The organism is Ferrimonas sp. SCSIO 43195 (assembly GCF_023716685.1).
Taxonomy (GTDB): Bacteria; Pseudomonadota; Gammaproteobacteria; order Enterobacterales; family Shewanellaceae; genus Ferrimonas; species Ferrimonas kyonanensis.
On record NZ_CP072679.1, the window covers coordinates 1,872,286 to 1,899,129 of the forward strand.

The 26,844-nt window shown below is 56.4% G+C and carries 30 protein-coding genes; 18 read left to right on the forward strand and 12 right to left on the reverse strand.

What is annotated here, in order from left to right; genetic code table 11:
* Positions 1–7: 7 nt before the first annotated feature.
* From pheT to J8Z22_RS08855, 5 genes are all read left to right on the forward strand, one after another.
* On the forward strand, positions 8–2,395 hold the full coding sequence (pheT, locus tag J8Z22_RS08835) for a phenylalanine--tRNA ligase subunit beta (RefSeq protein WP_028114703.1): 2,388 nt from the start codon (positions 8–10) through the stop codon (positions 2,393–2,395).
* Between the two features lie 4 nt (positions 2,396–2,399).
* Entirely contained in the window at positions 2,400–2,705 is a 306-nt protein-coding gene (locus tag J8Z22_RS08840) for an integration host factor subunit alpha (protein ID WP_028114702.1), read from the forward strand.
* Positions 2,706–2,800: 95 nt separating this feature from the next.
* On the forward strand, positions 2,801–3,514 hold the full coding sequence (locus J8Z22_RS08845) for an SGNH/GDSL hydrolase family protein (RefSeq protein WP_252010120.1): 714 nt from the start codon (positions 2,801–2,803) through the stop codon (positions 3,512–3,514).
* A gap of 3 nt (positions 3,515–3,517) precedes the next feature.
* The gene (locus J8Z22_RS08850; protein WP_028114700.1) at positions 3,518–3,865 is read left to right on the forward strand and encodes a VOC family protein; all 348 of its coding nucleotides are present in this window, start codon (positions 3,518–3,520) and stop codon (positions 3,863–3,865) included.
* On the forward strand, positions 3,862–4,314 hold the full coding sequence (locus J8Z22_RS08855) for a hypothetical protein (protein ID WP_252010121.1): 453 nt from the start codon (positions 3,862–3,864) through the stop codon (positions 4,312–4,314). Before J8Z22_RS08850 ends, J8Z22_RS08855 begins: the two co-directional genes overlap by 4 nt.
* On the opposite strand, the gene J8Z22_RS08860 is transcribed toward J8Z22_RS08855, so the two are convergent.
* Positions 4,311–6,080: a diguanylate cyclase domain-containing protein gene (locus J8Z22_RS08860; RefSeq protein ID WP_252010122.1), complete on the reverse strand. Its 1,770-nt coding sequence runs from the start codon at positions 6,078–6,080 to the stop codon at positions 4,311–4,313. The two genes, J8Z22_RS08855 and J8Z22_RS08860, sit on opposite strands and share 4 nt — an antisense overlap.
* A 177-nt stretch (positions 6,081–6,257) precedes the next feature.
* Here J8Z22_RS08860 and J8Z22_RS08865 point away from each other — a divergent pair, with 177 nt between their 5' ends.
* Complete coding sequence (locus tag J8Z22_RS08865; RefSeq protein WP_252010123.1) at positions 6,258–6,734, forward strand: GNAT family N-acetyltransferase; 477 nt, start codon at positions 6,258–6,260, stop codon at positions 6,732–6,734.
* A gap of 3 nt (positions 6,735–6,737) precedes the next feature.
* Here the strand turns inward: J8Z22_RS08865 and J8Z22_RS08870 are convergent, their stop codons facing one another.
* Positions 6,738–7,169: an NUDIX hydrolase gene (locus tag J8Z22_RS08870; RefSeq protein WP_252010124.1), complete on the reverse strand. Its 432-nt coding sequence runs from the start codon at positions 7,167–7,169 to the stop codon at positions 6,738–6,740.
* Positions 7,170–7,298: 129 nt separating this feature from the next.
* Between J8Z22_RS08870 and J8Z22_RS08875 the strand changes: the two genes are divergently transcribed.
* The 3 genes from J8Z22_RS08875 to lpxM (J8Z22_RS08885) all read left to right on the forward strand — a co-directional run bounded on the left by J8Z22_RS08875 (position 7,299) and on the right by lpxM (J8Z22_RS08885) (position 9,992).
* Entirely contained in the window at positions 7,299–7,724 is a 426-nt protein-coding gene (locus J8Z22_RS08875) for an OsmC family protein (protein ID WP_028114695.1), read from the forward strand.
* Positions 7,725–7,924: 200 nt separating this feature from the next.
* Positions 7,925–8,881 (forward strand): lauroyl-Kdo(2)-lipid IV(A) myristoyltransferase, encoded by a 957-nt coding sequence (gene lpxM, locus J8Z22_RS08880; RefSeq protein WP_028114694.1) that lies wholly within the window; start codon positions 7,925–7,927, stop codon positions 8,879–8,881.
* A gap of 217 nt (positions 8,882–9,098) precedes the next feature.
* The gene (gene lpxM / locus J8Z22_RS08885) at positions 9,099–9,992 is read left to right on the forward strand and encodes a lauroyl-Kdo(2)-lipid IV(A) myristoyltransferase (RefSeq protein ID WP_252010125.1); all 894 of its coding nucleotides are present in this window, start codon (positions 9,099–9,101) and stop codon (positions 9,990–9,992) included.
* 764 nt (positions 9,993–10,756) lie between these two features.
* On the opposite strand, the gene J8Z22_RS08890 is transcribed toward lpxM (J8Z22_RS08885), so the two are convergent.
* Complete coding sequence (locus J8Z22_RS08890) at positions 10,757–11,008, reverse strand: hypothetical protein (protein WP_028113357.1); 252 nt, start codon at positions 11,006–11,008, stop codon at positions 10,757–10,759.
* Positions 11,009–11,074: 66 nt separating this feature from the next.
* Positions 11,075–11,341: a hypothetical protein gene (locus J8Z22_RS08895; RefSeq protein ID WP_252010126.1), complete on the reverse strand. Its 267-nt coding sequence runs from the start codon at positions 11,339–11,341 to the stop codon at positions 11,075–11,077.
* 297 nt (positions 11,342–11,638) lie between these two features.
* On the opposite strand from J8Z22_RS08895, the gene J8Z22_RS08900 reads away from it, so the two are divergent.
* The 5 genes from J8Z22_RS08900 to J8Z22_RS08920 all read left to right on the forward strand — a co-directional run bounded on the left by J8Z22_RS08900 (position 11,639) and on the right by J8Z22_RS08920 (position 15,506).
* Complete coding sequence (locus J8Z22_RS08900; protein ID WP_028113359.1) at positions 11,639–11,905, forward strand: hypothetical protein; 267 nt, start codon at positions 11,639–11,641, stop codon at positions 11,903–11,905.
* 365 nt (positions 11,906–12,270) lie between these two features.
* On the forward strand, positions 12,271–12,486 hold the full coding sequence (locus J8Z22_RS08905) for a hypothetical protein (protein ID WP_028113360.1): 216 nt from the start codon (positions 12,271–12,273) through the stop codon (positions 12,484–12,486).
* Between the two features lie 11 nt (positions 12,487–12,497).
* A complete protein-coding gene (locus tag J8Z22_RS08910; RefSeq protein ID WP_028113361.1) occupies positions 12,498–14,321 on the forward strand; it encodes a GGDEF domain-containing protein in 1,824 nt (607 codons plus the stop codon).
* A 69-nt stretch (positions 14,322–14,390) separates the two neighbouring features.
* The gene (locus tag J8Z22_RS08915) at positions 14,391–15,203 is read left to right on the forward strand and encodes an SAM-dependent methyltransferase (RefSeq protein ID WP_028113362.1); all 813 of its coding nucleotides are present in this window, start codon (positions 14,391–14,393) and stop codon (positions 15,201–15,203) included.
* A gap of 156 nt (positions 15,204–15,359) precedes the next feature.
* On the forward strand, positions 15,360–15,506 hold the full coding sequence (locus J8Z22_RS08920; RefSeq protein WP_252010127.1) for a hypothetical protein: 147 nt from the start codon (positions 15,360–15,362) through the stop codon (positions 15,504–15,506).
* Between the two features lie 68 nt (positions 15,507–15,574).
* Here the strand turns inward: J8Z22_RS08920 and hisIE are convergent, their stop codons facing one another.
* The 8 genes from hisIE to hisG are packed head-to-tail and all read right to left on the reverse strand — an operon-like array spanning position 15,575 to position 22,591.
* Positions 15,575–16,171 carry a bifunctional phosphoribosyl-AMP cyclohydrolase/phosphoribosyl-ATP diphosphatase HisIE gene (gene hisIE, locus J8Z22_RS08925; RefSeq protein ID WP_252010128.1) on the reverse strand — a complete coding sequence of 199 codons (597 nt, stop codon included), beginning with the start codon at positions 16,169–16,171 and terminating at the stop codon, positions 15,575–15,577.
* Positions 16,168–16,941 carry an imidazole glycerol phosphate synthase subunit HisF gene (gene hisF / locus J8Z22_RS08930; protein ID WP_252010129.1) on the reverse strand — a complete coding sequence of 258 codons (774 nt, stop codon included), beginning with the start codon at positions 16,939–16,941 and terminating at the stop codon, positions 16,168–16,170. Before hisF ends, hisIE begins: the two co-directional genes overlap by 4 nt.
* Positions 16,923–17,660, reverse strand: a complete 738-nt coding sequence (gene hisA / locus J8Z22_RS08935; protein WP_252010130.1) for a 1-(5-phosphoribosyl)-5-[(5-phosphoribosylamino)methylideneamino]imidazole-4-carboxamide isomerase — start codon at positions 17,658–17,660, stop codon at positions 16,923–16,925. Before hisA ends, hisF begins: the two co-directional genes overlap by 19 nt.
* On the reverse strand, positions 17,657–18,265 hold the full coding sequence (gene hisH, locus J8Z22_RS08940) for an imidazole glycerol phosphate synthase subunit HisH (RefSeq protein WP_252010131.1): 609 nt from the start codon (positions 18,263–18,265) through the stop codon (positions 17,657–17,659). Before hisH ends, hisA begins: the two co-directional genes overlap by 4 nt.
* Complete coding sequence (gene hisB / locus J8Z22_RS08945) at positions 18,265–19,335, reverse strand: bifunctional histidinol-phosphatase/imidazoleglycerol-phosphate dehydratase HisB (RefSeq protein WP_252010132.1); 1,071 nt, start codon at positions 19,333–19,335, stop codon at positions 18,265–18,267. Before hisB ends, hisH begins: the two co-directional genes overlap by 1 nt.
* A 2-nt stretch (positions 19,336–19,337) precedes the next feature.
* The gene (gene hisC / locus J8Z22_RS08950) at positions 19,338–20,396 is read right to left on the reverse strand and encodes a histidinol-phosphate transaminase (RefSeq protein ID WP_252010133.1); all 1,059 of its coding nucleotides are present in this window, start codon (positions 20,394–20,396) and stop codon (positions 19,338–19,340) included.
* Positions 20,393–21,691, reverse strand: a complete 1,299-nt coding sequence (hisD, locus tag J8Z22_RS08955) for a histidinol dehydrogenase (RefSeq protein ID WP_252010134.1) — start codon at positions 21,689–21,691, stop codon at positions 20,393–20,395. The genes hisC and hisD overlap by 4 nt, the downstream gene beginning before the upstream one ends.
* Positions 21,692–21,694: 3 nt before the next feature.
* Entirely contained in the window at positions 21,695–22,591 is an 897-nt protein-coding gene (gene hisG / locus J8Z22_RS08960; protein WP_252010135.1) for an ATP phosphoribosyltransferase, read from the reverse strand.
* Between the two features lie 349 nt (positions 22,592–22,940).
* Here hisG and J8Z22_RS08965 point away from each other — a divergent pair, with 349 nt between their 5' ends.
* From J8Z22_RS08965 to J8Z22_RS08980, 4 genes are all read left to right on the forward strand, one after another.
* Positions 22,941–24,854 (forward strand): ATP-dependent DNA helicase, encoded by a 1,914-nt coding sequence (locus J8Z22_RS08965; protein ID WP_252010136.1) that lies wholly within the window; start codon positions 22,941–22,943, stop codon positions 24,852–24,854.
* Complete coding sequence (gene tsaB, locus J8Z22_RS08970; RefSeq protein WP_028113372.1) at positions 24,854–25,543, forward strand: tRNA (adenosine(37)-N6)-threonylcarbamoyltransferase complex dimerization subunit type 1 TsaB; 690 nt, start codon at positions 24,854–24,856, stop codon at positions 25,541–25,543. The genes J8Z22_RS08965 and tsaB overlap by 1 nt, the downstream gene beginning before the upstream one ends.
* Positions 25,544–25,571: 28 nt before the next feature.
* Positions 25,572–25,850 (forward strand): hypothetical protein, encoded by a 279-nt coding sequence (locus J8Z22_RS08975; protein ID WP_169629270.1) that lies wholly within the window; start codon positions 25,572–25,574, stop codon positions 25,848–25,850.
* A gap of 127 nt (positions 25,851–25,977) precedes the next feature.
* Positions 25,978–26,796 (forward strand): class I SAM-dependent methyltransferase, encoded by an 819-nt coding sequence (locus tag J8Z22_RS08980; protein ID WP_252010137.1) that lies wholly within the window; start codon positions 25,978–25,980, stop codon positions 26,794–26,796.
* Positions 26,797–26,844: the final 48 nt, after the last annotated feature.

Below are 26,844 nucleotides of genomic sequence, written 5' to 3' on the forward strand. Positions count from 1 at the left end.
GCCGACAATGAAATTCAGTGAATCCTGGTTGCGTGAGTGGGTAAGCCCTGCCATCTCGACCAACGAGCTTTCCGAACAGATCTCCATGGCCGGCCTGGAAGTGGACGGTGTAGAAGCGGTTGCCGGCGAGTTTTCCGGTGTGGTAGTCGGGGAAGTGGTTGAATGCGGCCAGCATCCCGATGCCGATAAGCTGCGTGTAACTAAGGTTAATGTCGGCGGCGATGAGCTGCTGGACATCGTCTGTGGCGCGCCAAATTGCCGCCAGGGCCTGAAAGTGGCCGTGGCCGTGGTGGGCGCCGTCCTGCCGGGTAACTTCAAGATTAAAAAGGCTAAGCTCCGTGGCCAGCCGTCCCACGGCATGCTGTGCTCTTTCTCTGAGCTGGGCATCGACGTGGAAAGCGATGGCATTCTGGAACTGCCGGCAGATGCCGTTATCGGTACCGATTTCCGTGAGTTCTTGAACCTGGATGACAGCATCATCGAGGTGGATCTGACCGCCAACCGCGCCGACTGTTTCGGCCTGTCTGGCCTGGCTCGTGAAGTGGGCGTACTCAATCGTCTGCCGGTCACCGAGCCACAGGTGAGCCCGGTGGCTCCAAGCATTGATGATCGCGTGACCATCAAGGTCGAGGCGCCGGAGCAGTGTCCGCGTTATCTGGGCCGGGTCATTAAAAACGTTAATGTGAAAGCGCCGACGCCGCTGTGGATGCAGGAAAAACTGCGCCGTGGTGGTATCCGCTCTATCGACGCCATTGTCGACATCACCGGTTACGTGATGTTGGAGCTGGGTCAGCCGATGCACGCTTTTGATCTGGACACCCTTAACGGCGACGTCCAGGTGCGTCTGGCCAAAGAGGGTGATGAACTGACCCTGCTGGACGGCAGTGAATGCAAACCCAACAGCGATACCCTGTTGATTGCCGATGACAAGGGTCCTCTGGCTCTGGCGGGGATCTTCGGTGGTGAGCACAGCGGCGTGAATGGCGAGACTCAAAACGTGTTGCTGGAGTGTGCCTTCTTTGCACCACTGGCGATTCTGGGCCGTTCCCGTGCCTACGGACTGCACACCGATGCTTCGCACCGTTACGAGCGCGGGGTGGATCCTCAGCTTCAGGCCAAGGCGATGGAACGTGCTACGGCACTGTTGGTTGAGATTTGTGGTGGTGAAGTGGGCCCGGTTGTGGAAGCGGTGTCTGAACAGCATCTGCCTCAGGCGGCCACCATTACCCTGCGTCGCGAGAAGCTGGATAACCTGCTGGGTCACCACATCGGTGATGACGACGTGGCAGAAATTCTGACTCGTCTGGGCTGTGATGTCAGCGTGGTCGACGGCGGATGGCAGGCTAAAGCGCCAAGTTGGCGTTTTGATATGGCCATCGAGCAAGACCTCATTGAAGAGGTGGCGCGTATCTACGGCTACAACAGCATCCCTAACCTGGCCCCGGTGGCTACCCTGGAAATGCCAGAGCACCGTGAAGCCGATCTGTCTCTGAAACGAGTTCGTTCTCTGTTTGTGGATCGCGGTTACCAGGAAGCGATCACCTACAGCTTCGTGGATCCTAAGCTGCAAGAGCGCCTGCATCCAGGGGTTGAGCCTCTGGTGCTGCCGAACCCAATTTCCTCTGAGATGTCGGCCATGCGTCTGTCTCTGTGGACGGGTTTGTTGGGCTCTGTGGCCTATAACCAAGCCCGTCAGCAGTCGCGGGTGCGCCTGTTTGAAACCGGGTTGCGGTTTATTCCCGACGAGCAGGCTGAAAACGGCATTCGTCAGGAAGTGATGGTGGCCGGTGTGATTGCCGGGCAGGCAAGCGACGAGCATTGGGAGATGCCCGCTCGCGCTGTCGACTTCTATGACCTAAAAGGTGACGTAGAAGCGATGCTGGCTCTGACCAATGACGCCGATGCCTTCAGCTTCCGCAGCACCAGCAATCCGGCTCTGCACCCGGGGCAAAGCGCTGAAATTGTCAAAGCTGGCAAGGTGGTGGGCCTGATTGGTGCCATTCACCCTCAGCATGAAAAGAAACTGGGTCTTAACGGCCGTACCCTGGTGTTCGAGATCGAACAAGCGGCTATCGCCGATAGCCAGGTACCCGAAGCCAGCGCCATTTCCAAGTTCACCGCCAGCCGTCGTGACATCGCCATCGTGGTTGATGAGGCTATCGGCGCGGGAGATGTAACAAGCTTGATCAAGAAAATTGGCGTAAAACAACTGGTTGGCGTAAACTTATTCGATGTATACCGAGGAAAGGGAATTGAGGAAGGCCAAAAGAGCCTTGCCATCGCCCTGACCTTGCAAGACGTCGAGCGTACGCTGGAAGAACAAGACATCGCCGACGCTGTTGATACCATCGTTGCTTCTCTTGCCAAAGAGTTCAACGCTCAGTTGAGGGACTGATATCATGGCCTTAACCAAAGCCGAAATGGCAGAACACCTGACCGAAACTCTCGGCATTCACAAAAAAGATGCCAAGGATCTGGTAGAGGCGTATTTCGAGGAAATCCGCTTGGCACTGGAAAGTGGCGAACAAGTGAAACTGTCGGGTTTTGGTAACTTCGAACTCAGGGACAAAAACCAACGCCCGGGGCGCAACCCAAAGACCGGACAAGACATTCCGATCAGTGCGCGCCGAGTGGTGACCTTTCGTCCAGGGCAAAAATTAAAAGCCAGAGTCGAAGACTTGGAGTTGGATTCGGCTGACGCCTGATCCGTTCATACCAAAGTTAAAACCCAGCCGTGATGGCTGGGTTTTTTTGTATATGATAGAGAGATAGTAGCCCATAGGTTTGAAAGGAATCGATCATGAGGTATCTACTGGCCACCACGGTGCTGTGGCCATTGTTGCTGTATCAGGGCATACAGGTGCGGCGTAATATCGTGCGATTGCCGGAAGCCAGGGGCCGTCGTCGTGGCGAACTGGGGCAGGGGCGGCCGTTGAGGATTTTGGTGCTGGGAGACTCCGCCGCCGCCGGTGTTGGCGTCGACCAGCAGCAGCGAGCGTTGAGCGGTCAGTTGATGGCTCGGTTGCAAGACCAGTATCAGCTGCAGTGGCGATTGATTGCACGCAGTGGTCTCACCACCGCTAAGATGCTGCGCTACATGAGTAAGCGCCGGGCGGAACCCTTCGATGTGGTGGTAACCTCTCTGGGCGTCAATGACGTTACTCGAGGAGTATCTCGACGTCGTTGGCTTCGGCAGCAACAGACTCTGGTGCAGTTGCTTCGGGACAAATACCAGTGCAAACAGGTGATCGTATCGGCGATGCCGCCGCTGGGTCAGTTTCCGGCGCTGCCTCAGCCGCTGCGCTGGACCTTGGGGCAGCACGCGCTGAGCCTGGACGGCAGTCTGAAGCAGTGGCTGGCGCAGCAACCTGATTGCGATCGCATCGAATTTTCACAGGCGCTTCGGGGCGAGGTGATGGCTGCCGATGGCTTTCACCCCGGAGCGCCGGTCTATCAACACTGGGCGGAGACCGTGGCCGCCTGCATTCGCAGCCGATGGCTGATACAGGAGTAACCGGTGGCAGAAACCATCAACTACATCGAGTTTGCCAGTGCCGATCTGGACGCCAGCAAGGGCTTCTTCGAGGCGGCGTTTGGCTGGCCATTTCAGGACTACGGCCCGGATTACAGCGCTTTTACCACTCCGGAGCTCAGTGGCGGGCTATTTTATAATCCCAAGGTGGCCACCACGGCGGACGGTGCGCCACTGCTGGTACTGCACAGCAGCGACCTCGGCGCCAGCCTGGACCGGGTTCGGGCCGCCGGTGGCCGGATTGTAAAACCCATTTTTGAGTTCCCTGGGGGGCGTCGGTTCCACTTTGTGGAGCCAGGAGGTAATGAGTTGGCGATTTGGAGCGAGTCATGAGGTCTCTGTGTTGGCTGTTGTTGTTGGGGCTGGGAGGCTGTCAGAGTGCGTCGGTTCCGGATTGTGAGCCCACCCCCTCACCACTGCACCAGATTGAAGGAGAGCTGGTGCAGGTGCCCTCTAAAGGCTATGTGCAGATGCTGGCCGCCCGCGGTGACCTCAATGGCGATGGCAATGCCGATCTGGTGGATATCGTGCGCTTCGATGGTGGTGGCAGCGGCAGCTTCTATTACCTGTCCGCCAACCTGGCTCAGGGCTGTGACTGGTTGCCGCGGGAATCGGTGTTTCTCGGTGATCGCATTGGCCTGGATGGGCTGAGCGTGATCGCCGATGAAGTGCGAGTGTCAATGCGGGTACGTGGTGACGATGAGCCGATGGCAACCCCCGCTCACATCGTGATCGAGCGCCGTTTCCGGCTGACGGAGCAGGGACTGGTGGCGGTGGATTAGGCCTGGGTTTGAATCTGGTTGCCGCCGGCGGACTTGGCTTGCTGCAGAGCCAGATTGATTCGGTTCAGAGTCTGGTGCAGGGTAAAGCCGGGCTGATGGCAGCTGACTCCCAGGCTGGCCGAGCAATGGTCACCGTGGGTAAAGTGGGTCTGACCGATCATGGCGTACAGCTTAATGGCGGCCACCTTGGCTTCCTGCAACTCGGTGTCGGGCAGAATCACCATAAAGGTCCCTCCCTGCCAGCGGCCGACGATGTCGGTTCGGCGGGTGTGGGTGGCCAGAAGTTGGGCGATCTCCGCTACCACTTCATCGCCCACCAGTCGGCCATGTCGTTCGTTAATCTTCCTCAGTTGATCGATGTCCACCAAGATTAGCGAAAACGGGTGTTGAGCGCGTTGGGCATGGGCCAGTTCCCGGGCCAGCAGGGTATCCATCTGGTAGCGATTGGGCAGCTGAGTCAGCTTGTCGACGATGGTCACTTCCTGTAATTCGTCACTGGTCTGTTGCAGCTCTGCGGTGACGGCATCGACAAAGTGTACCAGCCGCTCGATGATGCGAATGTGCTGATTGGCGTAGGGGTCGTCCATCGCCGCATCGATGCTGGATGGTTCGGATTGCAGAGGAGGGCGGCGGTGATCGGATTTTGCTCCCTCTCGCATTCCGATGGCCACCATGGTGGAGTTGAGAAACTCCACCTGACCGCGTTCGGCAAAAAACTCGCCATAGGTATAGAAACCAAAGGTGGGTGCAATGCTCTGAAACGGCAGCGTTTCCAATTCCACATCGTCTTGCATCAGGAAGCGGCGACAACCGCAGCTGTAGAGAAACACTGCCTGTGGGCCAAATTGAGCCATGCTACGATGCACCTGCTGCGCATCGCGAATGATCAATTTGGGATCGCCGTAGCCGAGTCGTAGCTTTTCACCCTGTCGAATGTCGGCGATGAACTCGATGGAGCGATCCCGGGCGACGCCGACCGGTACTCGAGCGATGAGCTGCTGATTGCGCTGAATCATCAGCGGGAATTCCAGCGAGTTCAGGTAAAAGTTGTCGTCGTCGGCGATGTTCAGGTAGCGGGAAAGCACCTCAAAGGCCGGGCGGTTGTCGATCAGTTTCAGGGAACGATTTTTGACCTCGGTGGCGGTCATGGTTTTGCTCAGCGGTCGCCAGCCTAAATAGGTGTGGCGACTCAGGTGCAGATTACGGCCACAAAACACCACCGCGACCACACCGCTGTCCAGGCAACGTCCCTGATGCATCAACAACGATTGACTCATGGTGCCGTAGTCGGCGGCGCCGCCGCCAAACACCGGAAACGGCAATGGGGTTCGATTCAACTCGGCCAGGATATCATTGGCGTCCACTGAGATGGTGGTTGCCAGCAGCAGCACGCCAGCCACGTGTTCAAACTGATCCAGTTGACTGCGCAGCTGGCGGCCGATGCCGTGTTCTTCGCCCCGTTGACAGGGCAGGCTGAGGCTGTGTACGTCGCTGTCTTCAAACAGGGTGAATCCGACCACGGTGTGGCCGGTCAGGGTTCGGCCCTGCTGAATCTCACCGGTGGTGGATGCGCCAACCAGTTGCGCTGCGGGAAAACGTTCGATCAGGGCGGCGGTGATGTCTCGGCACCAGGAGCTGTCCTGGCTGGCACTGTATAGCTGAATCAGCATGGCATGGGCCGCGTCTGCGGCCTGATGCAGCTCCGGCGCGTCGAGCAGCCTTGTCAGCGCCTGATTGTCCTCAAGGGCGTAGGAAAGCTGTTTCATCCTAGAGTCTGTGCACCTGTATCGTTTTTGTGTGATCCGCCCAGGGGTGAATCCGGCTCATTTGCTGTACGTCTCATTGCCATTCTTACAAATTTGCCAACTGAATAGAATGGATGGTAAGAAAAGAGCGGGAACTTTATTCTGTTTTGTGAGCTTCACTCAGATTAGGGCAGGGTCATGAAAATTCGCAAGATTTCACCGCAAGATGACCAGCAGATTGCTGAAATAATACGAGAGGTGCTGACGGAGTTTGGCGCCAATCGCCCAGGGTTCGCCTGGCAGGATCCGGAACTGGATCGCCTCAGCGAGGTGTACACCGATCGCCGCAGTGGTTATTGGGTGGCGGAGCTTGAGGGGACGGTTGTGGGGGGCGTTGGCATCGCGCCGTTTGAGTGCCATTGGCCGTCAACCTGCGAACTGCAGAAGATGTATCTGAAACCGAGTTGCCGCGGCAAAGGGGTGGGGCAGGCGTTGTTGGCTCAGGCGCTGGCGTTTGCCGAGGAAGCGGGCTTCCACCACTGTTATCTGGAGACCTTTGGTCCCATGAGTCAGGCCCAAAACCTGTATCGTCGCCATGGTTTTGAGGCACTGGATGGCCCCTGGGGCAACAGCGGCCACAACAGTTGTGACTGCTGGATGATGAAAGCCCTTTAAGATTCAGAGTTCGCTCTGTGGCAGGTAGTGGTTGCCACTGAGGTAGCAAGCGATGCTCTGTTCACTGGCATCAAAATGGGGTTGTGGCAACTGGGTCGGGTCGACCCATTGCCAGCCTTCGCACTTGTCCGGCTCGCAATTCACCGGCGTGTCTCCGCCATGTCGGGCCACCAACACCACCGACACAAAATGCTGTCCCTCTTCACGGTAGGTGCGCAGGTTGTTGGTGATGGCAATGACCCGGGGATCCGCAATGCTCAGGCCGGTTTCCTCCTTCACCTCGCGTATCGCCGTTTGCTCAAAGGTTTCTCCCAGTTCCAGATGGCCACCAGGAATGGAGTAATAGGGGGCGTGACTGCCTTTACGTTTACCAATTAGAATCTTACCATCGTCTCGATGGATAATGACGCCGATGCCGACCTTAGGATGTGTCATGGGGTTACTTCAGGTGATCCGGGCCACAAAGGATCACTCACACTAGCGATAAAGTCAAAGGCAGACTTGCACCCGCTCCGGGCTTGGCATAGCATGGTTAAGATTTTTCTAATGTAAGGGTTTGTAGCCATGGCTGACAAGATTTACCACGTGCGTTCCTCTATGACTGAGGGTTGGAAAGTAACGGCTCAGGTTCGAGACCATACTCTGGTCATCGATCAGCCCAGCGGTGGCAACGAGGGGGCCAACCCATTGGAGACGTTTCTGTTCTCATTGGCCGGATGCATCTCCACCATCGGCAAGATGGTGGCTCGGGAAGAGAAGTTTGAGTTACGCGGCATCGAGGTGGACGTTAAAGCCGTTCTCAACCCTGCTGGCTTGGTGGGTAAAGAGAGCGATGATCCTGTTGGGTTTAAGTCGTTTGAAGTGGTGGCGGACATCGATGCCGACCTCAGTGACGAGCAGAAGCAGCAGTTTCTGGATAAAACCTGCCACCGTTGTCCGATTCACGACAACTTGCTGCGGGCGACCGTGGTGGAGCATCGTCCTGCGTAACCGATTTTCACCAATGAATTAAGTTTTTCTACACTGGCGTAACGCCAAACGCTTAAGGACTCTGCTATAATTCGTCGTCCGATTTAAAGTCGATAAAGGGCCGGTTCAGTGAACCCGTGGTTCACTGATCACTTTGGCCGGTGACCGCCCTCAAACTCAGGGTTTGGGGCGGTCAAGCAATAAGACAGGCGAGAAACTGAGTGACCAGCGCAAAACATCCCACCGATTTTCAACACCGGCCGCAATTTGGCTGGCGATTCCTTCACCCCCGCTATTTGGGCGTCTGGCTGTTTGTGGTCATTGCCGCCGTGTTGGCGTTGTTTCCTTACCGGGTTCGAGATGCCGTCGGGGGCAGCATTGGCTATCTGTTTGGCCGTGGGTTGCCCAAGACCCGTCATCGCGCCGAGGTGAATCTGAGGTTGTGTTTCCCGCAGTGGGATCAGGCTCAGCGGGATCGGGTGCTGGATCAGATGTATCGGCACATCGGCATGTCATTGATGGCCAGTGCGACGTTGTTGGTGCGCAGTGAACGTTACCTGCAGCGCCATGTAGAGTTGATCGGTGAAGAGCACCTGATGCCGTATCTGCAGAGTGGCCAACCGGTGATTTTTATGGTGCCTCACACCTGGTTTATCGATTTTCCCGGCGTGTTGCTGGCATCACGGGGTTACCCAATGACCACCATGGTTAATCCGCAAAAAAACGAGTTGGTGGATTACCTGATGCAAAAGTGTCGCAGCCGTTATGGTGGCAAGGTGTTTGGGCGCGGCGCGGGGATCAAGCGGTTGCTGGATGCCATTCGCGAAGGCCACAGCGCTTACTATCTGCCGGATCAGGATCATGGCATGAAACGCAGCCAGTATGTGCCGTTCTTTGCCACCCATAAAGCCACCTTACCCGGCTTGGGGAAGATGGTGGATGCCACAGGCGCTGTGGTGATTCCCATGGTGGCCAGCTACGATGCCCGTCGAGGTAAATTTCAGGGGATCATCCGCCCGCCGATGACCGATCTTCCCTCCGGCGATGCCGCTTACGATGCCCGTCGAATGAATGAAGAGATTGAAGCGCTGATCACCCCGAGGCCAGAGCAATACATGTGGATTCTTAAGGTGTTGAAAAGTCGCCCCGACGGCGAGCCGGACCCTTACCGTCGCTGACCTGGGCTGACACACTGCTGACATTGGCCTGTGACAAGGGCCCGAAGTGGACAAACAACCACCATCCTGTCCGCCAACCGCTGTTACAGCGGGGGTAATCGTTGTGAGTCTGGCGGGGTTCAGGTAAGGTGAACGCGGTTACACGGACAGCGATCGCGGTAAAATGTCAACGACTCTTTCTTCCAATCAGCCTTATGAGGTTGAGTTTTCAGCTCGAATGTTAGCGCCCAGGTACTGGCCCTCCTGGCTGGCGGTGGCATTGATGTGCCTGTTTGCCTTTGTGCCGCACTCGGTGCGCCATTGGTTGGCAAAAGGGCTGACTCCGCTCGTAAAGCCGTTTTGTAAAAAACCGATTCGCATTGCCCGAGTGAACCTGAAAGCCTGTTTCCCGCACATGAGCGAAGCGGATACGGTGCGCATCATCGACAACATGATCTACAGCTTTGTGTCGGTGGGCATGGGCATGGGAATTCTGGCGTTTCGCTCCCGCAAGGTGCTCGAGAAACGAATTCAGATTCAGGGGCTGGAGCACATCGAAGCGGCTCGCGCCGCAGGTAAGCCCATTGTTTTTCTGGTGCCACACCTGTGGGGCATCGAGTACGCCGGTGCCCGCTTGTCCAGTTGGGGTCTGCCGATGATGGGAATGGTGAAGCACCACCGTAATCCGGTGTTTAACTGGTTCAGTTGTCGTCAGCGCTGCCGCTTTGGCGGTACCGTATATCATCGAGACGCTGGCCTGCGCACTCTGGTTCAGGGGTTGCGTCGTGGTGAGAGTTTCTTCTACCTGCCGGATCAGGACCACGGTGCGGCGAAGAGCATTTTTGCCGACTTTTTTGCCACCTCAAAAGCCACGCTGCCGGTTATTGGTCGACTGGCTAACTGTGGCGGCGCCGAGGTGTTGCCTCTGACCGTTGGCATCGACCAGCGCCGCGGACAGATGACCGTAGAGGTGTTTGAGGCGCTGGATCTGACCGAGACCTGCTGCAAAGAGGAGGAGGCGGTGCTGTTAAACCAGCAACTGGAGCGTCTCATCGCCTGTCATCCAGAGCAGTACATGTGGTTCCTGAAGGTACTGAAAACCCGCCCCGAAGGGGAAGCGCGCTGGTACTAGCCGGGTTCCGTTCGTTGTCGTCTTACTCTTAATCTCCCTTCGTCGTGCCCGCGCAGGCGGGTACCCAGCGTCTGTGCCTTTGTCATTGTTGCGCAGGCGAGCATCCAGCGTCTTCTTTCCAAGTGAGAACCAAAGCCCCTGGGCCTTCGCGTCCGCAAGGGCGACAATTCCTCTTCTGTCTTACCCGCGAAGGCGGGTATCCAGTGGCTTTCTCGAGGTTAAAATCAAAGTCACTGGGCCCTCGCGTTCGCAAGGGCGACACGGGAAGGGTGGGCAGTTGCGATTGCTTGAGGGGGACGCCATCGAGGCTGCGGTTTCCCTCGCACCCTAATCAACCCTCAGTCGTGCCCGCGAACGCGGGTACCCGGTGTCTGCACCTTTGGTCATTCTTGCGCAGGCGAGAATCCAGCGTCTTTTTACCAAGTGAGAACCAAAGCCACTGGGCCCTCGCGTTCGCAAGGGCGACACGGGAAGGGTGGGCAGTTGTGATTGCTTGAGGGGGACGCCATTGAGGTTGCGGTTTCCCTCGCACCCTAATCAACCCTCAGTCGTGTCCGCGAACGCGGGTATCCAGTGGCTTTTGCGGCCAACCTAAAACCAAAGCAACTGGGCCCTCGCGTTCGCAAGGGCGACACGAGCAGGGTGGGCAGTTGTGATTGCTTGAGGGGGACGCCATCGAGGCTGCGGTTTCCCTCGCACCCTAATCAACCCTCAGTCGTGCCCGCGAACGCGGGTATCCAGCGTCTTTTCTGGTACAGCGGCCGCTAGGCCTGGAAGCTCGACAGCGAACTGTGGCGGGTGTGTGAAGCGCTTTGAAACAACAGCAGTTCCCAGGCCAGGCTTTGCAAGGTGCCGGAATCGTTGCTGGTGAGCTCCTGCATGCAGATATCGCCAGCCTCCAGCATCTCCCTTAACTCTGACTCATTCAGGTGCAGCACCGGGCGTCCGGTCAGGGTATGGAACACGGTCAGTTGGTTTGGGCTGTGATCCAGACGAGCATCAATGGTAAACAGCATAGTCAGGTCTCCAGAGGTCAGTTGCGAGTGAAGTTGATCTAAATGATAATCATTATCATTGAGGTGTCAAGGGGAAAATGCCAATTTGTGTCGAGGCCGGTGGTTTCCCCAGCTGACCTTGCCCTGGTAAGAAATAAAACTATTATTATTCAGTGAAATAAAAGGAATGGTAATGCCCAGTGCGGCATCGAGTGTATCCGCAACAAGGATAACTTCATTTTCAAAATGAATCACATTATAACAATAAAAGAATAACCAGAATTGGTCAGCTGTGGTTTTGTTTATGTCATTAATATATAAAGGCATATCGATGGCGATAATAGTGAAAAACATTCGCTTTACATCCTTGTCCATTCACAAGGTGCTGATTTATAAGGAAATTAATCTTCTTTGCTTGAGTTGCTGTTTTGAGTCTCCAAATATAAAATCAATAACTTAAGCTGACATTGCTCAAGTAAATTCTGAAATGGTTTGACCTGATAAAGTGTGATCGACTTAACGCTTCGTTTTGCACTTTGTTTTTATAACTGACTGTATTTTAAGATCAATGAAAATTAATTAAATAAGTTCTTTTCATTTTAATTTGAACGGTATAACTTATACTCCGAATATGACTTGAAGGATTATAAGATGGATTACGTAGTGTTTGGCCGGGCTAACGAAACCGATGCCGAAGAGAACTTTATCGGCTTCCATTTCGAACAGTTCGACGTTGTGGCCGATAGCGCAGAAGACGCATTGGAGCAGGCCGAAGCACAGATGTGTAGTCGACTTGATACTGTAAACCTTCTGGAGCACAAAGAGTTTCTGGGTTTTGAACTCACCGGTTTGAGTCAGAGCGATTACCTGGCACTGAAGCCCGAGATCGAGTCTGGCGAGTTCGACCTGTTCAACTAACCACTCCAAGTGGACGTTTGGGGGGCACCTTGCATTGAGGGTGGCAGGACGTCCGATAACAATAAAGGCAACATAATCAACAATATATTGCCGGACTGAGATGATACCTCTCGCGAGGGATGAAACAGTCAGTACTACCATGCCCCGGCTCTGCCGGGGTTTTTTCTAGCTGCTTTCCTACCGTTCAGTTGCTTTCCTACCCGTTCAGGCCTGTACGAGCCATCCCTCGATGTTGATGAAATGTTATGCATTGGCTTTACCTTTGTCATAGACCATTGTTATGATTTGAAAAGGTCACAGAAACCGGGTCTGAACCTGGTCAGGGTCCGCTACTGCATCGCACTACACTTTAGGGAATGGAAACCATGTCGACACTGCTCAACTACATCAACGAATTGGATTGCAATGCCGACTTGCTGGCTGCTCATAACAAGAATCCTGTAAAAACCATGAAGGATTTTGGTCTGAACGAAAAGCAAATTGAGGCATTTATGTCTGGAGATAAAATAAGGATTGCTAAAGAAGCAGGAATTACCGATCCAGAGTTCATAATTGTTGCTGCGCATGTACAGCAAAAGTAGGAAATTGAAAGATGCTGTCCTTTTCATTTAAGGACATGTTGATTCACGTTGTTATTTTGGCCTGCATTATAATTGCAGGCCAAGCCGTTGCCATTGAAAACGAGTTAGAAGGCCAAGTGATGTCAATTCCTAACTTGGCTTATGAATCCCCAGAGGAAGTAAAGAAAATAATTGAGGAGCTGAAGTTAAAGGTTGATTTAATGGATGCAGAGTTGCTTGAGTACTTTATTCTGTACCAAGCTTATTATCACGCGGTTCATGAAGAACAAGAATTAAGGTTGAGAGTTTTACAATCGTATGATTGGGAGACTTCCAAGCCGGAAGTTCAAGCAAGATATTATCAGCAAATGATAGAGATTTTTGTCAACCTTAATGATATGGATGAAGCTCTAAAATATCTATCTTCCTCATTGGAGTTGCTCGAATTTATTGATGAACCTATGCCGAGAATGCTCATACTTCACTCTGGATACACTGTTTATTCTTCTCTTTACATGTATGAGCAAGCATTTAAGTATGCAGAAAGAATCTCTGATCTTGGCACCCAAACTAAATCGAAAAGAATTGCTTGCTATGGAGGGGTTGATCGTGTGGAATCTCTTTTTTATTCAGGTGATTACTCAAGTGTATTGGAGCAGGTCAATGACGTAATCAACCTTTGTAATAAAGGTATTGATCCTCTATCGTCAGATCTAATGGAAACGCTAAAAATGGTGGGTCAACTTGAGAAAGGCGAAGGAGACGCTCATTTAGCCATAGCTTTTTATAATGAGAAAAGAAATAATAATTACGAGTACCTAGTGTATTTAGAAATGGCGATTGCAAATCATTACTTGGAGTTGTCCGATTTTGATGTCGCTGAAAGTTACTATTTGTGGGCGTATGAGAGAGTTGAGGCGTTTGGAATATTACGCCTTAAACCAAGAGTGTCTGAAGTGCTCGCCAACCTTTATCTTAAAGTGAAAGACTGGGATAAATATGTTAAATACATAAATGAGTCGATTGAATCTCATAAACAGTATGAGAAGGATCTATACGATAAGTCGCTTGTTTTTCATTTAGCAAAAATTAGTGCTTCAGATATTGAGGGGCAACTAAAGACAATTGAGGCTCAAAATAAAAGACTTCAATTGGAGAATGAATTGGCCGAAACAAAACTCGAGCAAACTCGTGTTTTACTTATTTGGTTCTCAGCAGCCTCCGTAATACTGGTGTTGGCTGTGTTGTTTGTACAAAAACAGAAGGCCAAAATTAAGGTCTCCATGGAGACTGACACCTTGACCAAAGTGTTGTCCCGGGTGAGTTTGATGGAGTCTTGTACCAAGGCGGTGGCGGAGGCGAAGCGACGGGAGCAACCGTTGTCTTTGGTCGTGTTTGATTTGGACCACTTTAAGCGGGTCAACGATACCTTCGGTCATGCAGTGGGGGACTGGGTACTGAAAACGGTGACCAGGGTGGTGCGCAATAGCATTCGAGATAAGGATATTCTTGGCCGTTTGGGGGGCGAGGAGTTTGTTATTTGCCTGCCCAATACGGATATCGAGCAGGCCAGACTGTTGTCAGAGCGCTGCCGCGAGGGCTTAGAGCGGATCATCGCGCCTGTGGCCATCGAAAACCTGGACATCAGTGCCAGTTTCGGGGTGGCCAGGCTTGATGACAAGGTGAACAGTCTGGATAAGCTGCTGATGACCGCCGACAAGTGCCTGTATCAGGCCAAGCACCTAGGGCGTAACCGGGTGGCGACGGTGCTGGAGGATAAGGATATAGGGGCTTATAAGCCGTCGATGGGACTGTGTAGCCTGCAGGCGGAGCTGGGTCAGACACCACTGAAATAGGGACGCCATGGCCAGCGGTGACTTGTTTCCCGAGCCGGTTATATTTTTTAAATTTGAAGAGATTAAGTGATGAGCAAACAAGGCAGTTTGGTTTGTGTGGGCTCGGGGATGCGGTTGGCGGGTCAGCTTACCCCCAGAGCCAAGAGTTGTATTGAGCAGGCAGATGTGGTGCTGGCGGCGATGGCCAATCACCTTAGCCGACAATGGATCAAGGAGATGAGCAAGGAGTATCGCTGTCTGCTGGATCTCTATGGTGAAGGGGGCGGTGAGGGTAAGCCGCGGGGCCAGACCTATGATGAGATGGCCGAGCGAATCATGGAGGAGGTGCGTAAGGGACGGAAGGTGTGTGCGGTGTTCTACGGCCATCCCTCGGTGTTCTCCTGCATCTCCAAGAAGGCGATCGACCTGGCTAGGGCTGAGGCGTTTCCTGCTCACATGGAACCGGGGATTTCGGCGGCGGATTGCCTGTATGCCGATCTGGAAATCGATCCTGCCAGCGCTGGCGAGCAGGCGATGGAGTGCACTCAGTTTATGATTCATCAGCGTCGCATCGATCCCAGCGCGCTGCTGATATTGTGGCAGCCCGGTGTGGCCGGGGATCTGTCCATGAAGCGTTTCGAGACTCATCAGGCGTATATCAAGTTGCTGGTGGAGAAGTTGTCCCGGAATTATCCGCTGGATCATGAGGTGATCCTCTATGAGGCGGCCACCTCACCGTTGGAGTCCACCCGCATAGAGCACCTGCCCCTAGGAAAGCTGCCCCAGGCCACCCTGAATCAGATCACTACCTTGGTGGTGCCTCCCTGCCAAGAGATGGCAACGGATAGCGTCATGCTGGACAAGCTGCAGATCCTGTCTGAATCGGTTTGGGAAACGGCTTAAACCTAAGGACGACTCTCCGAATACAGACCCAATTATTCAAGGGGCAACGCCCATTCTTTAAAGGCGTAAATGATGGTCGAGATGCTGATGTGCATTAATACGCTGGACAGCGATCCCATACTGGCAGAGCAGCATTAGCAGGTTCCTCAGCAGACCATGAGCGAGTATGGGTTGACCTTGGAGCAGCGGGAGCTGATGTTGCAGGAGAACTTGAAAAAGCTGTTGGACGAAGTTTTTGATGAGGGAACCGATAAGAAGTTGTTTGCCGTTCATGTCCAACAGAGTATCCAGACTACTGTCTAAAGCTATTATATTGATAACAAAGGGCAGCCCGATGGCTGCCCTTTTTCCTTTCCAATTTCCCTGAATCTCTATTTATGCCGTTGTGCCAATTTGGCGATCACCTCGGGCAGAGGAACCTGTTGCTGCTGCAGCAGCACGGTGAGGTGGTACAGCAAATCGGCGCATTCATCCACCAGGTTGTCACGGTCGTTGGTGGCCGCCGCCAGGGCCACTTCCACTCCCTCTTCCCCGACTTTTTGCGCCACCCGGCGCGGGTTACCATTGAGCAACTGGGCGGTGTAACTGCTTTGTGGGTCGGCGTCGGCCCGCTCGGCCACGACCTGGGCCAATTTGCCCAGAAACGGCTGATTATCGAGGCCACTAAAGCAGCTGGTGGTGCCGAGGTGACAGGTGGGACCCGCCGGAATCGCCTGCACCAGCAGGGCGTCGTTGTCGCAGTCAGTCGCCAGGTTGACCAGGGTCAGCACGTTGCCGGAGCTCTCTCCCTTGGTCCATAACCGCTGTTTGGAGCGGCTGTAAAACGTTACCTTGCCGGTCTCCAGGGTAACCGCGACCGCTTCCGGGTTCATGTAGCCCAGCATCAGAACCTGGCCACTGTAGTGGTGTTGCACCACAACCGGAACCAGGTTGTCCATTTTGTTCCAGTCGATAGAGAGTGTGGTCATACGCGTACCTCGATCCCTTGTTGTTTCAGGTAGTGTTTCAAATCCATGATGTCGATCAGTTGTTTGTGGAAGACCGAGGCCGCCAGCGCACCGTCGACCCGGGCCTGGCTGAACACCTCGGCAAAGTGGGCCATGGTGCCGGCGCCGCCGGAGGCGACCAGCGGCAGGTTGCAGGCCTGACGAATGGCGCTGAGCTGGTCGACGTCGTAGCCGCGGCGTACGCCATCCTGATTCATGACGTTGAGAACAATCTCTCCGGCGCCCCGACGTTCCACCTCTTCGGCCCAGTCCTGGGTAAACCACTGGGTCTGGCGGGTGGCGGTTTCATCGCCGGTAAACTGGTACACCTTGTAGCTGTCGCCGTCGCGGTCGTACCAGGAGTCGATGCCCACCACCACGCACTGACGCCCAAAGGTGTCATTGAGGCGGTTGATTAGATCGGGGTCGGCCAGTGCCGGTGAGTTGACCGAGATCTTATCGGCGCCATCGGCCAGGATCTGGCGGGCATCGTCGATGGTCTTGATACCGCCGGCGACGCAGAAGGGGATATCCAATCTTTCGGCCACCGCACTGACCCAGCTTTTGTCGACGGTGCGACCGTCACTGGAGGCGGTAATGTCATAAAACACCAACTCGTCGGCGCCTTCGTTGGCGTAGCGACTGGCGAGGTTGAGAATGTCGCCCACTACTTCGTGGTTTCGAAACTGCACTCCTTTCACCACCTGCCCGGCTTTCACGTCCAGGCAGGGGATTATGCGTTTTGCCAGCATGCCAATGCCTCCTCAATGGTGAAACGGCCGGTGAGCAGCGCCTTGCCGATGATGATGCCGCTAATGCCGATGGCCTTGAGTTGGCGCAGATCCTCCAGTTCGGCAATGCCGCCGGATGCCTGCCAGCACACTTGCGGGTACTGTTGAATCAGCCGGGCGTACAGGGCCACGTTGGGGCCGCTGAGCATGCCATCACGGTCGATGTCGGTGCACAGGACGTGTTTGAGTCCGGCCTGCAGCAACGGCGCAATCACCTCGTCGATGAGTTTGCCAGAGCCCTGTTGCCAGCCGTGGGTGGCCACCTGGGCGTTGCCGTCGGTGTCCAGCAGCAGATCCAGTGCCACGGTGATGCGCTCTGGCCCAAAGGCTTCGATCCAGCCGGCAACGGTCTGGGGCTCTCGGGCAGCCAGGGAGCCGATCACCACCTTGTCCACGCCAAGTGCCAGCAGCGACTCCACCTCCTGGCGATCGCGAATGCCACCGCCGACCTGCAGGGGGGCGTCCAGGCCCTGAGCCAGGGCGGTGATGGTGGCCAGCTGGCGCTGGGCGGGATTCTTGGCGCCATCCAGATCCACCAGATGCAACTGGCGACTGCCGGCGTTCTGATAGGCCTGCAATTGAGCGAGAGGGTCGGTGTCGAACTGGGTGACCTGGTTAAAGTCGCCTTTTTTCAGGCGCACTACCTGGCCGTTAATGAGATCGATTGCAGGGATGATCACGATGGCATCTCCAGAAAGTTTTGCAGTATTTTGGCGCCCACCGGGCCGCTGCGTTCGGGGTGGAACTGCACCCCCATCAGGTTGCCGCGACCGACGGCGGCGGAAAACGTCTGTCCATAGTGACAGCGGGCCAGGGTCAGCTCCGACTCTGCCACGGCGTAGCTGTGAACAAAGTAGAGGTGGCTGCCGTCGGCAATGTCGGCAAACAGCGGGTGGTCGCCAGGGCTGATGGTGTTCCAGCCCATATGGGGCAGGGGGTGACCATCGGCCTTGAGCTTGCGGCAGCGAAACGGCAACAGGCCGGTAAGCCGGGCCTGGCCTTCGTCGCTGCTCTGGCCCAGCAGCTGCATGCCCAGACAGATCCCCAGTACAGGTTGGGTTAGCTGGCCCAGGGTCTCGAGGACACCGGAGTCACGCAGTGCCTGGATGCCCGCCGGCGCGCTGCCGACACCGGGCAGGATCACCCGGTCGCTGGCGAGGATCTGCGCCGGGTCGCGGCTGACCGTGACCTCGGCGCCCAGTCGCAGCAGCGCAAAGCGAACCGAGCTGAGGTTGGCACAGCCGGTGTCGATGATGGTAACCCGTTTCGGTTGAGACTGGCTCATTACAGCACTCCTTTGGAGGAGGGCAACTGGTCACCTTCGATGGTGATGGCCTGACGCAGGGTGCGGCCAAACACCTTGAACAGCGCTTCCACCTTGTGGTGTTCGTTGTCACCGTTTACCGACAGGTGCAGGGTGGCGCCCAGGCTGTCAGCCAGCGAGCGGAAAAAGTGCGGCACCATCTCGGTGCTGAGATCGCCCACCTTGTCACGGTTGAAGCTGGCCTCGAAACGCAGGTAAGGGCGGCCGGACAGATCCAGCAGGCATTGGGCCTGGGTTTCGTCCATCGGCAGGGCAAATCCGAACCGGCCAATGCCGCGCTTGTTGCCCAAGGCTTGTTTTAGCGCCGTCCCCAGGGTCAGGGCCACGTCTTCGACACTGTGGTGCTCGTCGATGTGCAGGTCGCCGCTCATGGTCAGCTCCATGGCGATGCCGCCGTGGGTGGCGATCTGCTCCAGCATGTGGTCAAAAAAGCCGACACCGGTGTTGATCGACACCGGCCCATTGCTGTCCAGATCGACGCTGATGTTGATGTCGGTTTCCTTGGTGGTGCGGCGGGCACTGGCGCGGCGATCGCCCTGGGTTAACTGGCGAACGATGGCGTCCCAGCCATGGGTGTCACGGTCGTATTGAATGCCGGCAATGCCCATGGCCTCGGCCAGTTGCAGATCGGTGTTGCGGTCGCCGATGACCGCCGAGCGGGTAAAGTCGATACGCCCCTGGGTCAGGAAGTCTCGAACCAGTCCCAGCTTGGGTTTGCGACAGCTGCAGTTGTCCTGATCAAAGTGGGGGCAGATCAGCACCTCATCGAAACGGACGCCCTGGCTGGTGAACAGGGCCATCATGGCGTTGTGGGGCGCATCGAAGTCCTGCTGGGGAAAGCTGTCTGTGCCCAGCCCGTCCTGGTTGGACACCATTACCAGCACATAGCCGGCCTGTTGCAGCGCCAGCAGGGCCGGTACTACACCGGGCTCAAATACCAGCTTTTCCAGTGAATCCAGCTGTTTGTCGATGGCAGGCTCCTCTACCAGAGTGCCATCGCGGTCGATAAAGAGGATGGGTTGTTGGCTCATTGTTATGCATCCTGTCGGGGTTGTTGTAGGGCGGGTTCCAGTGCGGCCATCAAGGTGGCCATCTCCGATTCACTGCCGATGCTGACCCTCAGCCAGCCTGGCAACGCCGAGTAGGCGCGGATCAAAATGCCTTTGCCGGCCAGCTCAGTCAGTAACGCGTCGGCGTTCTTGGCTTCAAACAGCACAAAGTTGCTGGCGGAGTCGAGGATGGTGCCGACGCCGGGCAGAGCGTCCAGTGCCGTTATCAGTGCCTGGCGTCGGGCATTGAGTTGACTGACCTGACTCTGCATGCGGCGAATGCCGAAATTACTCAGGGTCTCCAGGGCCAGGTCGCTAACGGGGACCGGCACCGGATAGGGGGCGATCACCTTTTCCAACATGGCGATGATGTCGTCATTGGCAAGTACGAAGCCACAGCGGGCCCCGGCCAGGGCAAACGCCTTCGACAGGGTTCGCAGGATCACCAGGTTGGGAGTGGTGGCAATGGACTTGGCCAGGCTCTGCTGCGGACAGAACTCGATGTAGGCTTCGTCAATGACCACCAGAGTGTCGGGCAGCGCCTGTGCCAGTTGCAGCAGTTCGGCGGTCGGCACCAGAGTACCGGTGGGATTGTTGGGATTGCAGACGAACAGCAATTTGGCGTCACGCCCAGCGTCCACCAGTGCCTGGGGCAGAGTGTACCCCTGCTGCCAGGGAATTGCCTGGTAGTCGACACCACAGGTTTCGGCACTGATGCGGTACATGCCGTAACTGGGCGTCAGGCTGACGACCTTATCCTGGCCGGGCACACAAAAGGCTCGAATCAACAGCTCAATGCCTTCGTCGGCACCGCGGCTGATCAGCACTTGCGATGGGGCAATGGCGGCATAATCGGCGTAGGCCTGGCGCAGTTGCGGCGGTTGGCAGTCCGGATAGCGATTGATGCCGGCTACATTGGCATTGCGCCAGGGACTTTCGTTGGCATTAAGCCAGACGTTGCCACCGCTGGCACTGCGCCGGGCAGAGGCGTAGGGCGTCAATTCCCTTAGCTGTGGGCAACAGAGTCGTTGGGCCAGGCTCATGAGTCGCTCCTTGCGGTTGATGGAGTTTGCAGGCGCAGGGCCACGGCATTGGCGTGGGCATCCAGGCCTTCGGCATTGGCCAGAGTCATCACGGTATTCGCTAGTCCCAGTAAGCCGTCTCGGCTGAGTTGCTGCACCGTATAACGGCGGCAGAAGTCGGCCAACGACAGGCTGGAAGCACTGCGGGAGGCACCGTAGGTGGGCAGGACGTGATTGGTACCACTGGCGTAGTCGCCCACAGATTCTGGTGACCAGCGGCCCAGGAAGATGGAGCCGGCGGCGCGCAGGGAGGGCAGCAGTGCCCGCGGGTCGTCGGTTTGCACTATCAAGTGCTCCGGACCGTAGCGATTGGAAACGTCACAGGCCTGCGCCAGGGTGTCACAGATCAGAGTGCGGCTCTGGGCCAGGGCCTGGGTGGCGATCGCTCGTCGACTCAGCTTGGACAATTGGATTTGCAACTGAGCATCGACCTGGTTGGCAAACTGCTGGCTCAGGCACACCAGCATCGCCTGGCTGTCTTCCCCGTGCTCTGCCTGAGACAGCAGATCGGCCGCTACAAACGCCGGGCTGGCGTTGTCATCGGCGATCACTAACACTTCGGAGGGCCCGGCGGGCATGTCGATGGCGGTGCCGCTGACGCTTACCTGAGTCTTGGCTTCGGTGACAAAGCGGTTGCCCGGGCCGAAAATCTTATCGACCCGAGGCACGGTTTCGGTACCGTAGGCCAGGGCTGCGATGGCCTGGGCACCGCCGACCGGAAACAGCTGCTGAATGCCACAGCGCCAGGCGGCGTAGCAGATGGCGTCGGAAACCGGTGGTGGTGTCGCCATCACCCGAACGCGGCAACCGGCGATGCGGGCGGGCAGCGCCTGCATCAATACCGAGGAGACCAGTGGTGCACTGCCGCCGGGCACGTACAATCCGACTCGCTCGATGGCTTCACTGCGCAGCTCACAGCGCACTCCGGGTTGGGTTTCCACCTCGACCGTGGTGAACGCCTGAGCTCGATGAAAGGCATCCAGGTTGTCGATGGCGGTGTCGATGGCCTGCTTGAGGCTGTCTTCGATACCGGCGCCGCGGCGAGCCAGTTCGTCACTGTCGTACACCAGTTGCTCCGGGCGCTGGCCGTCGAAGCGTTCACTGAGTTGCACCAGCGCTTGGTCCCCTTGCAGCCGAACCTGGCGCAAAATTGCGGTTACCGACTCGCTGAGGCTGGCATTTTGTACCTGCTCGGCGCGAGCCAGCACGGCGGCGCGGGTCTGAGGATCCAGTTGAGTCCAGTTGTAACTTTGCATGCCTTACCCCAGCATCTTCTCTATGGGCAATACCAGAATCGAGCTGGCACCCAGGGCTTTGAGCTGTTCCATGGTTTCCCAGAACAGGGTTTCGGAGCTGACGGCGTGCAGGGCGACCCGCTCGCTGTCTTGAGCCAGGGGCAGGATGGTGGGGTTTTCGGCCCCGGGCAGCAGTGCCACCACCTGATCTAAGGCCGCCTTGGGGGCGTGCAGCATGATGTACTTGCTTTCACGGGCCTGAATCACGCCGTTGATGCGGGTCAGCAGCTTGTCCACCAACTCTTGGTTGGCCTCCGTCAATGGACGTTGGCTCTGTATCAGGGTTGCCTTGGAGCGAAACATTACCTCACACTCCTTCAGGCCATTGGCTTCCAGGGTGGCGCCAGTGCTGACCAGATCGCAGATGGCGTCTGCCAGTCCGGCTCGGGGTGCCACTTCGACCGAGCCTTTGAGCATGCAGTCGCTGAAGGGAACGCCGGCTTGATCCATAAAGCGGGCCAGCAGATAGGGGTAGGAGGTGGCAATGCGGGTATTGGCCAGCGAGGTGGGACCGGTGTAATCCATGTCCTTGTCCACGGCTAATGACAGGCGACAGCCACCAAAGTCCAGTCGCCGCAGGGTCGAGAATTCGGCCGGTCGGGTCATGGCCTGACGCTCCAGTCGCTCCTCTTCGAGGACGTTCTCACCGACGATGCCCAGATCAACCACGCCGTCCATCACCAGACCCGGAATGTCGTCATCGCGAACCCGCAAAATATCGATGGGCAGGTTTTGACAGTGGCTCAGCAGGCGTTGATCCCGCAGGTTGAGCTTGAGTCCGGCGCCCTTGAGCAGGGTTTGGCATTCATCGGCCAGGCGGCCGGATTTTTGGATGGCGATGCGCAGTCGTTGTTGTGTCATGTGTTCAGTCCTGTAGATACGAAAAAACCCTGGGCGCTGGCTCCAGGGTTTTCGGGTATTCAGTTCTGAATCCGCTGGAGGGCGCCGTTTAAACAGCAGCCTTCCAGCGTTAATGCCAAAGGCTACCGCTTGGAATGGTGATGGTGGTGTAGCGCAGTAAACTTCAGCATTGGAACGTTTCCTTAAATTCTTGTGCACGATAATCGTGGCGTGTTTTTAAGCTAACAGGAGCGCCGGGGAGATTGCAACACCCTGACGGCAGTTTTTTTTCTCAACCGGGCCAGAGGAAGGCGGGCATTGGTTTCGGCCTGTGCCATAATGGCTGCCGAATCCATTATTCAGGCGGCGTATGGCCCGTTTCCCCAACAAAATCAAGCAGGCTTTTGCCGCGAACGGCCTGCTGGCTGAACAACTGCCGAACTTCAGTTACCGCCAGGCTCAGCAGCAATTGGCTCATGCAATTGCTCGCAACCACAAGCCCGGTCAACGCCTGGTGGCCGAGGCGGGCACCGGCACAGGCAAAACCTTTGCCTATCTGTTGCCGGCCCTGCTTAGTGGCAAACGGGTGGCCATCAGCACCGGAACCAAAAATCTGCAGGATCAGTTGTTCTTCAAGGATCTCCCCAGCTTGTTGCCGCTGCTGGACAGCGGCATTCGGGTGGCCCTGCTCAAGGGACGCAGTAACTACCTGTGCCACTACCATCTGCACCGTCACCTTGCCGATACCGACAATCAGAGCCCCATCGAGATGGATCAGCTGATTCGAATTCGCAGCTGGGCCAACGGCACCGGCAGCGGCGATATGGCCGAGATGGACTCGCTGGCGGAGGACGCACCGATTCTGCGCAAGGTCACCTCCACCCATGACAACTGCCTGGGACGCAAATGCCCGGAGTTTGACCGTTGTTTTCTGAAGCGGGCGCGGGCTAAGGCGATGGCGGCGGACCTGGTGGTGATTAATCATCACCTGTTTTTTGCCGATTCCGGCCTCAAAGAGGGCGGCTTTGGCGAACTGCTTCCAGAGTTGGATTGGTTGATCTTTGATGAAGCCCATCAATTGCCTGATATTGCGTTAAATCGGTTTGGTGAGCGGCTAACGTCGTCGAACTTTCATTATCTTGCGCGGGATATTCGGCGGCTGTACCAGCAACTCAAAGACTGCAAAAGCCTGGATACCCGCGCCGATGATCTGCAGCGCCAGGCGGATGAACTCAGCGAGGCGCTACACGCCAACGGGGCACCCGGCTGGTTGGTGCAACTGAAGTATGCCCGGGTCACCGATGCCATGGCCGAGCTTGAACAGCAGTTGCAGGAGTTGCACAAGGAGTTGGGCTATCATCTGGGGCGGGATGAGTTGGCGGATCTGTGTTTTGAGCGTTGTGCCCGTTTGATGGGGTTACTGGCGCATTTTGCCGAGCCCGATGCCAGTCAGGCCTATACTCTGGAGCGGCGTAAGCAGGGCTTTGCTCTGGTCTCCAGTCCACTGTCGGTGCGTGACAAACTCACCGAGTTGTATCAGCAGTACCACTGCGCCTGGGCTTTTACCTCTGCCACCCTGCAGGTGGCTGGAGATTTTGGCTATTTTACTCGCCAGATGGCCCTGGATGACGCCGAAACTCTGATTCTTGACAGCCCCTTTGATTATCCTCGACAGGCCCTGTTGTGCGTGCCCAGGGGCCTCCCCGAACCTCACGAAGCCGGGGTGGCGGATCACCTGGCGGCCGTTGCCAATGAGCTTATCGAGGCCGCCGATGGCCGCACCTTCCTGCTGTTTACCAGTTACCACATGATGCATCAGGTGGGCGAACGGCTCAGTCGCCGGCAGTCGCGGCCTTTGCTGGTGCAGGGCATGGACTCCAAGCGACAGTTGTTGAGTCGGTTCCACGCCTATGGCAATGCGGTGCTGTTGGGAACCAGTGCGTTTTGGGAGGGGGTGGACGTTAGAGGCCGCGGCTTGTGTTGTGTTATGATCGATAAATTGCCCTTTGTGTCGCCGGATGATCCGCTTACCCAGGCCAGAGTCAGCGCCTGCCAGCGCAGTGGCCAGGACCCCTTTAGTCAGGTGCAACTGCCCCAGGCCATTTTGGCCCTTAAGCAGGGGGTCGGACGGTTGATTCGCAGCGAGCAAGACCAAGGGGTGCTGGTGATCGGCGATCCCCGGTTAGTTCATCGCCCTTATGGCGAACAGTTTATTGCCAGCTTGCCCGCCATGGCGCGTACCCGTGAGCTGGATAACGCATTAGCACGATTAAGAGAAGTTTGATGTCTGCAAAGATTTTGATCATCGACACCGCCACCGAGAACTGCTCGGCGGCGCTGATCCTTGGCGACACCGTTACCGCCTTGTGTGAAGAGGCCCCCCGCGAGCACAGCCAGAAGATTCTGCCGTTTGTCAAGCAACTGATGGAGGACGCCGGACTGGCGCTGAACCAGTTGGATGCCATCGGTTTTGGTCGTGGTCCGGGCAGTTTTACCGGTATCCGTATTGGCACATCGATGATGCAAGGTTTGGCGCTGGGGGCGGAGTTGCCAGTGTTGCCGATCTCCAATCTGGCGGCCATGGCACAGGGGGCCATTGATGCCGGTGCCACCTCAGTGATCGCCGCCATTGATGCTCGAATGGGCGAAGTCTACGCGGCCCGCTACGACGCCGAGCAGGGGTTGGCGGTACTGCAGGGGCAGGAGATGGTGATCGCACCTGAGCAGTTACTGCAGCTGGAACTGATGCAGGGAGAGGGGCTGGTGGCCGTAGGCACCGGTTTTGAAACCTATCCGCAACTGCTGGATGACGGTCGCCTGCAGCTTGCTGGCGATTGCCGATTGCCCAGTGCTAAGATGATGGTGCCTCTGGCACTGGCTCAGTTTAAGCAGGGGTTGGCACAACCGCTGGAGCAGGTTGAGCCGGTGTACCTGAGGGATAACGTGGCCTGGAAAAAGATGCCGGGCAAGTAGTTCCACGTATGGATAAAGGATGGATGCCGTGATGCAGCCCGTTGGCTTACTTAGCCAAGTTCCGGCCCGGCCGGATGCAAAAATCAAGCGCGACCATGCGCCTGAGGAAGCGGCTGCGCCGACATCGGTGGCCTCTAAACTGGTGCTGCCTGCCGATGCCCAATCCTGGCAGCAGTGGCAGGCAGGCCGTGCCCGCTTAGTGGATGACCACGCCAACTCCAATGCCATTGCCACCTACAACGAGATGGTCAATCAGCCATTGCGGCAGCAATTGCAATCGATGATCGGTGTCGACCTGTACGTCTGATCGCGTCTTCCTGGGCGTTTGCAAAGATTTTGCAACAACTTAGCGTTGCAATCTCCTACCACGGCGATAGGGTATTAGCCTGTCTTCTACGCCGATTTCCCGCGTCCGTTCCAAGGAGGAACCCCCGATGAAACCGATGTTGCTCGCCGCTGCAATGGCATTGATGCCACTGGCCACTCTGGCCCATTCCGATACCTTCACTGCCGACCTGAGCCACTGGGCCGAGGCTGACCATCGTTCTGAGGCTAATGTGGCTCGCAACCCGTACCGGCACCCGGTGCAAACGCTGGAATTTTTTGGATTGCATCCGGACATGACGGTGATCGAGCTGTGGCCCGGTGGCGGTTGGTATACCGAAATCCTGGCGCCGTTTCTTCGTGACAATGGCACCTTCATCGCCGCCAGTTTTGAGACCGAGCCCAAACAGGATACCCCGCGCAATCGCTACCGGGCTGGTGCCGGAAAACGTTATCAGCAAAAGTTGGCGGCAACCCCGTCTCTGTATGACAAGGTGCAGGTGGTGACATTTGACCCACCAACCACGACCCGTCTGGGGGTGGAGGCCAGTGCTCACATGGTGCTGACCTTCCGTAACCTGCATAACTGGGCCATGGCCGGGGATCTGCAAGCGGTGTTTGAAGCGGCGTTTGAGGTATTGACACCCGGAGGCGTCTTTGGGGTGGTGGAACACCGTGCTAACCCCGGAATGCCGGCAGAGTCAGGTTATATGGATCAGCAGCAGATGATTGACCTGGCAAAGAAAGTTGGATTTCGGTTGGCGGCCAGCAGCGAGATCAACGCCAATGCCAAAGACAGCAAGGATTATCCAAAAGGGGTGTGGACTTTGCCGCCGTCTCTTCGTCTCAAGGAGCAGGATAAACAGAAATACCTGGCCATCGGCGAGTCCGACCGTATGACGCTGAAATTCTACAAGCCCGAGATCTAACATTAGAGTAACTGCTCCAACCAGCGTGGTGAGCCGTGAAACCACAAG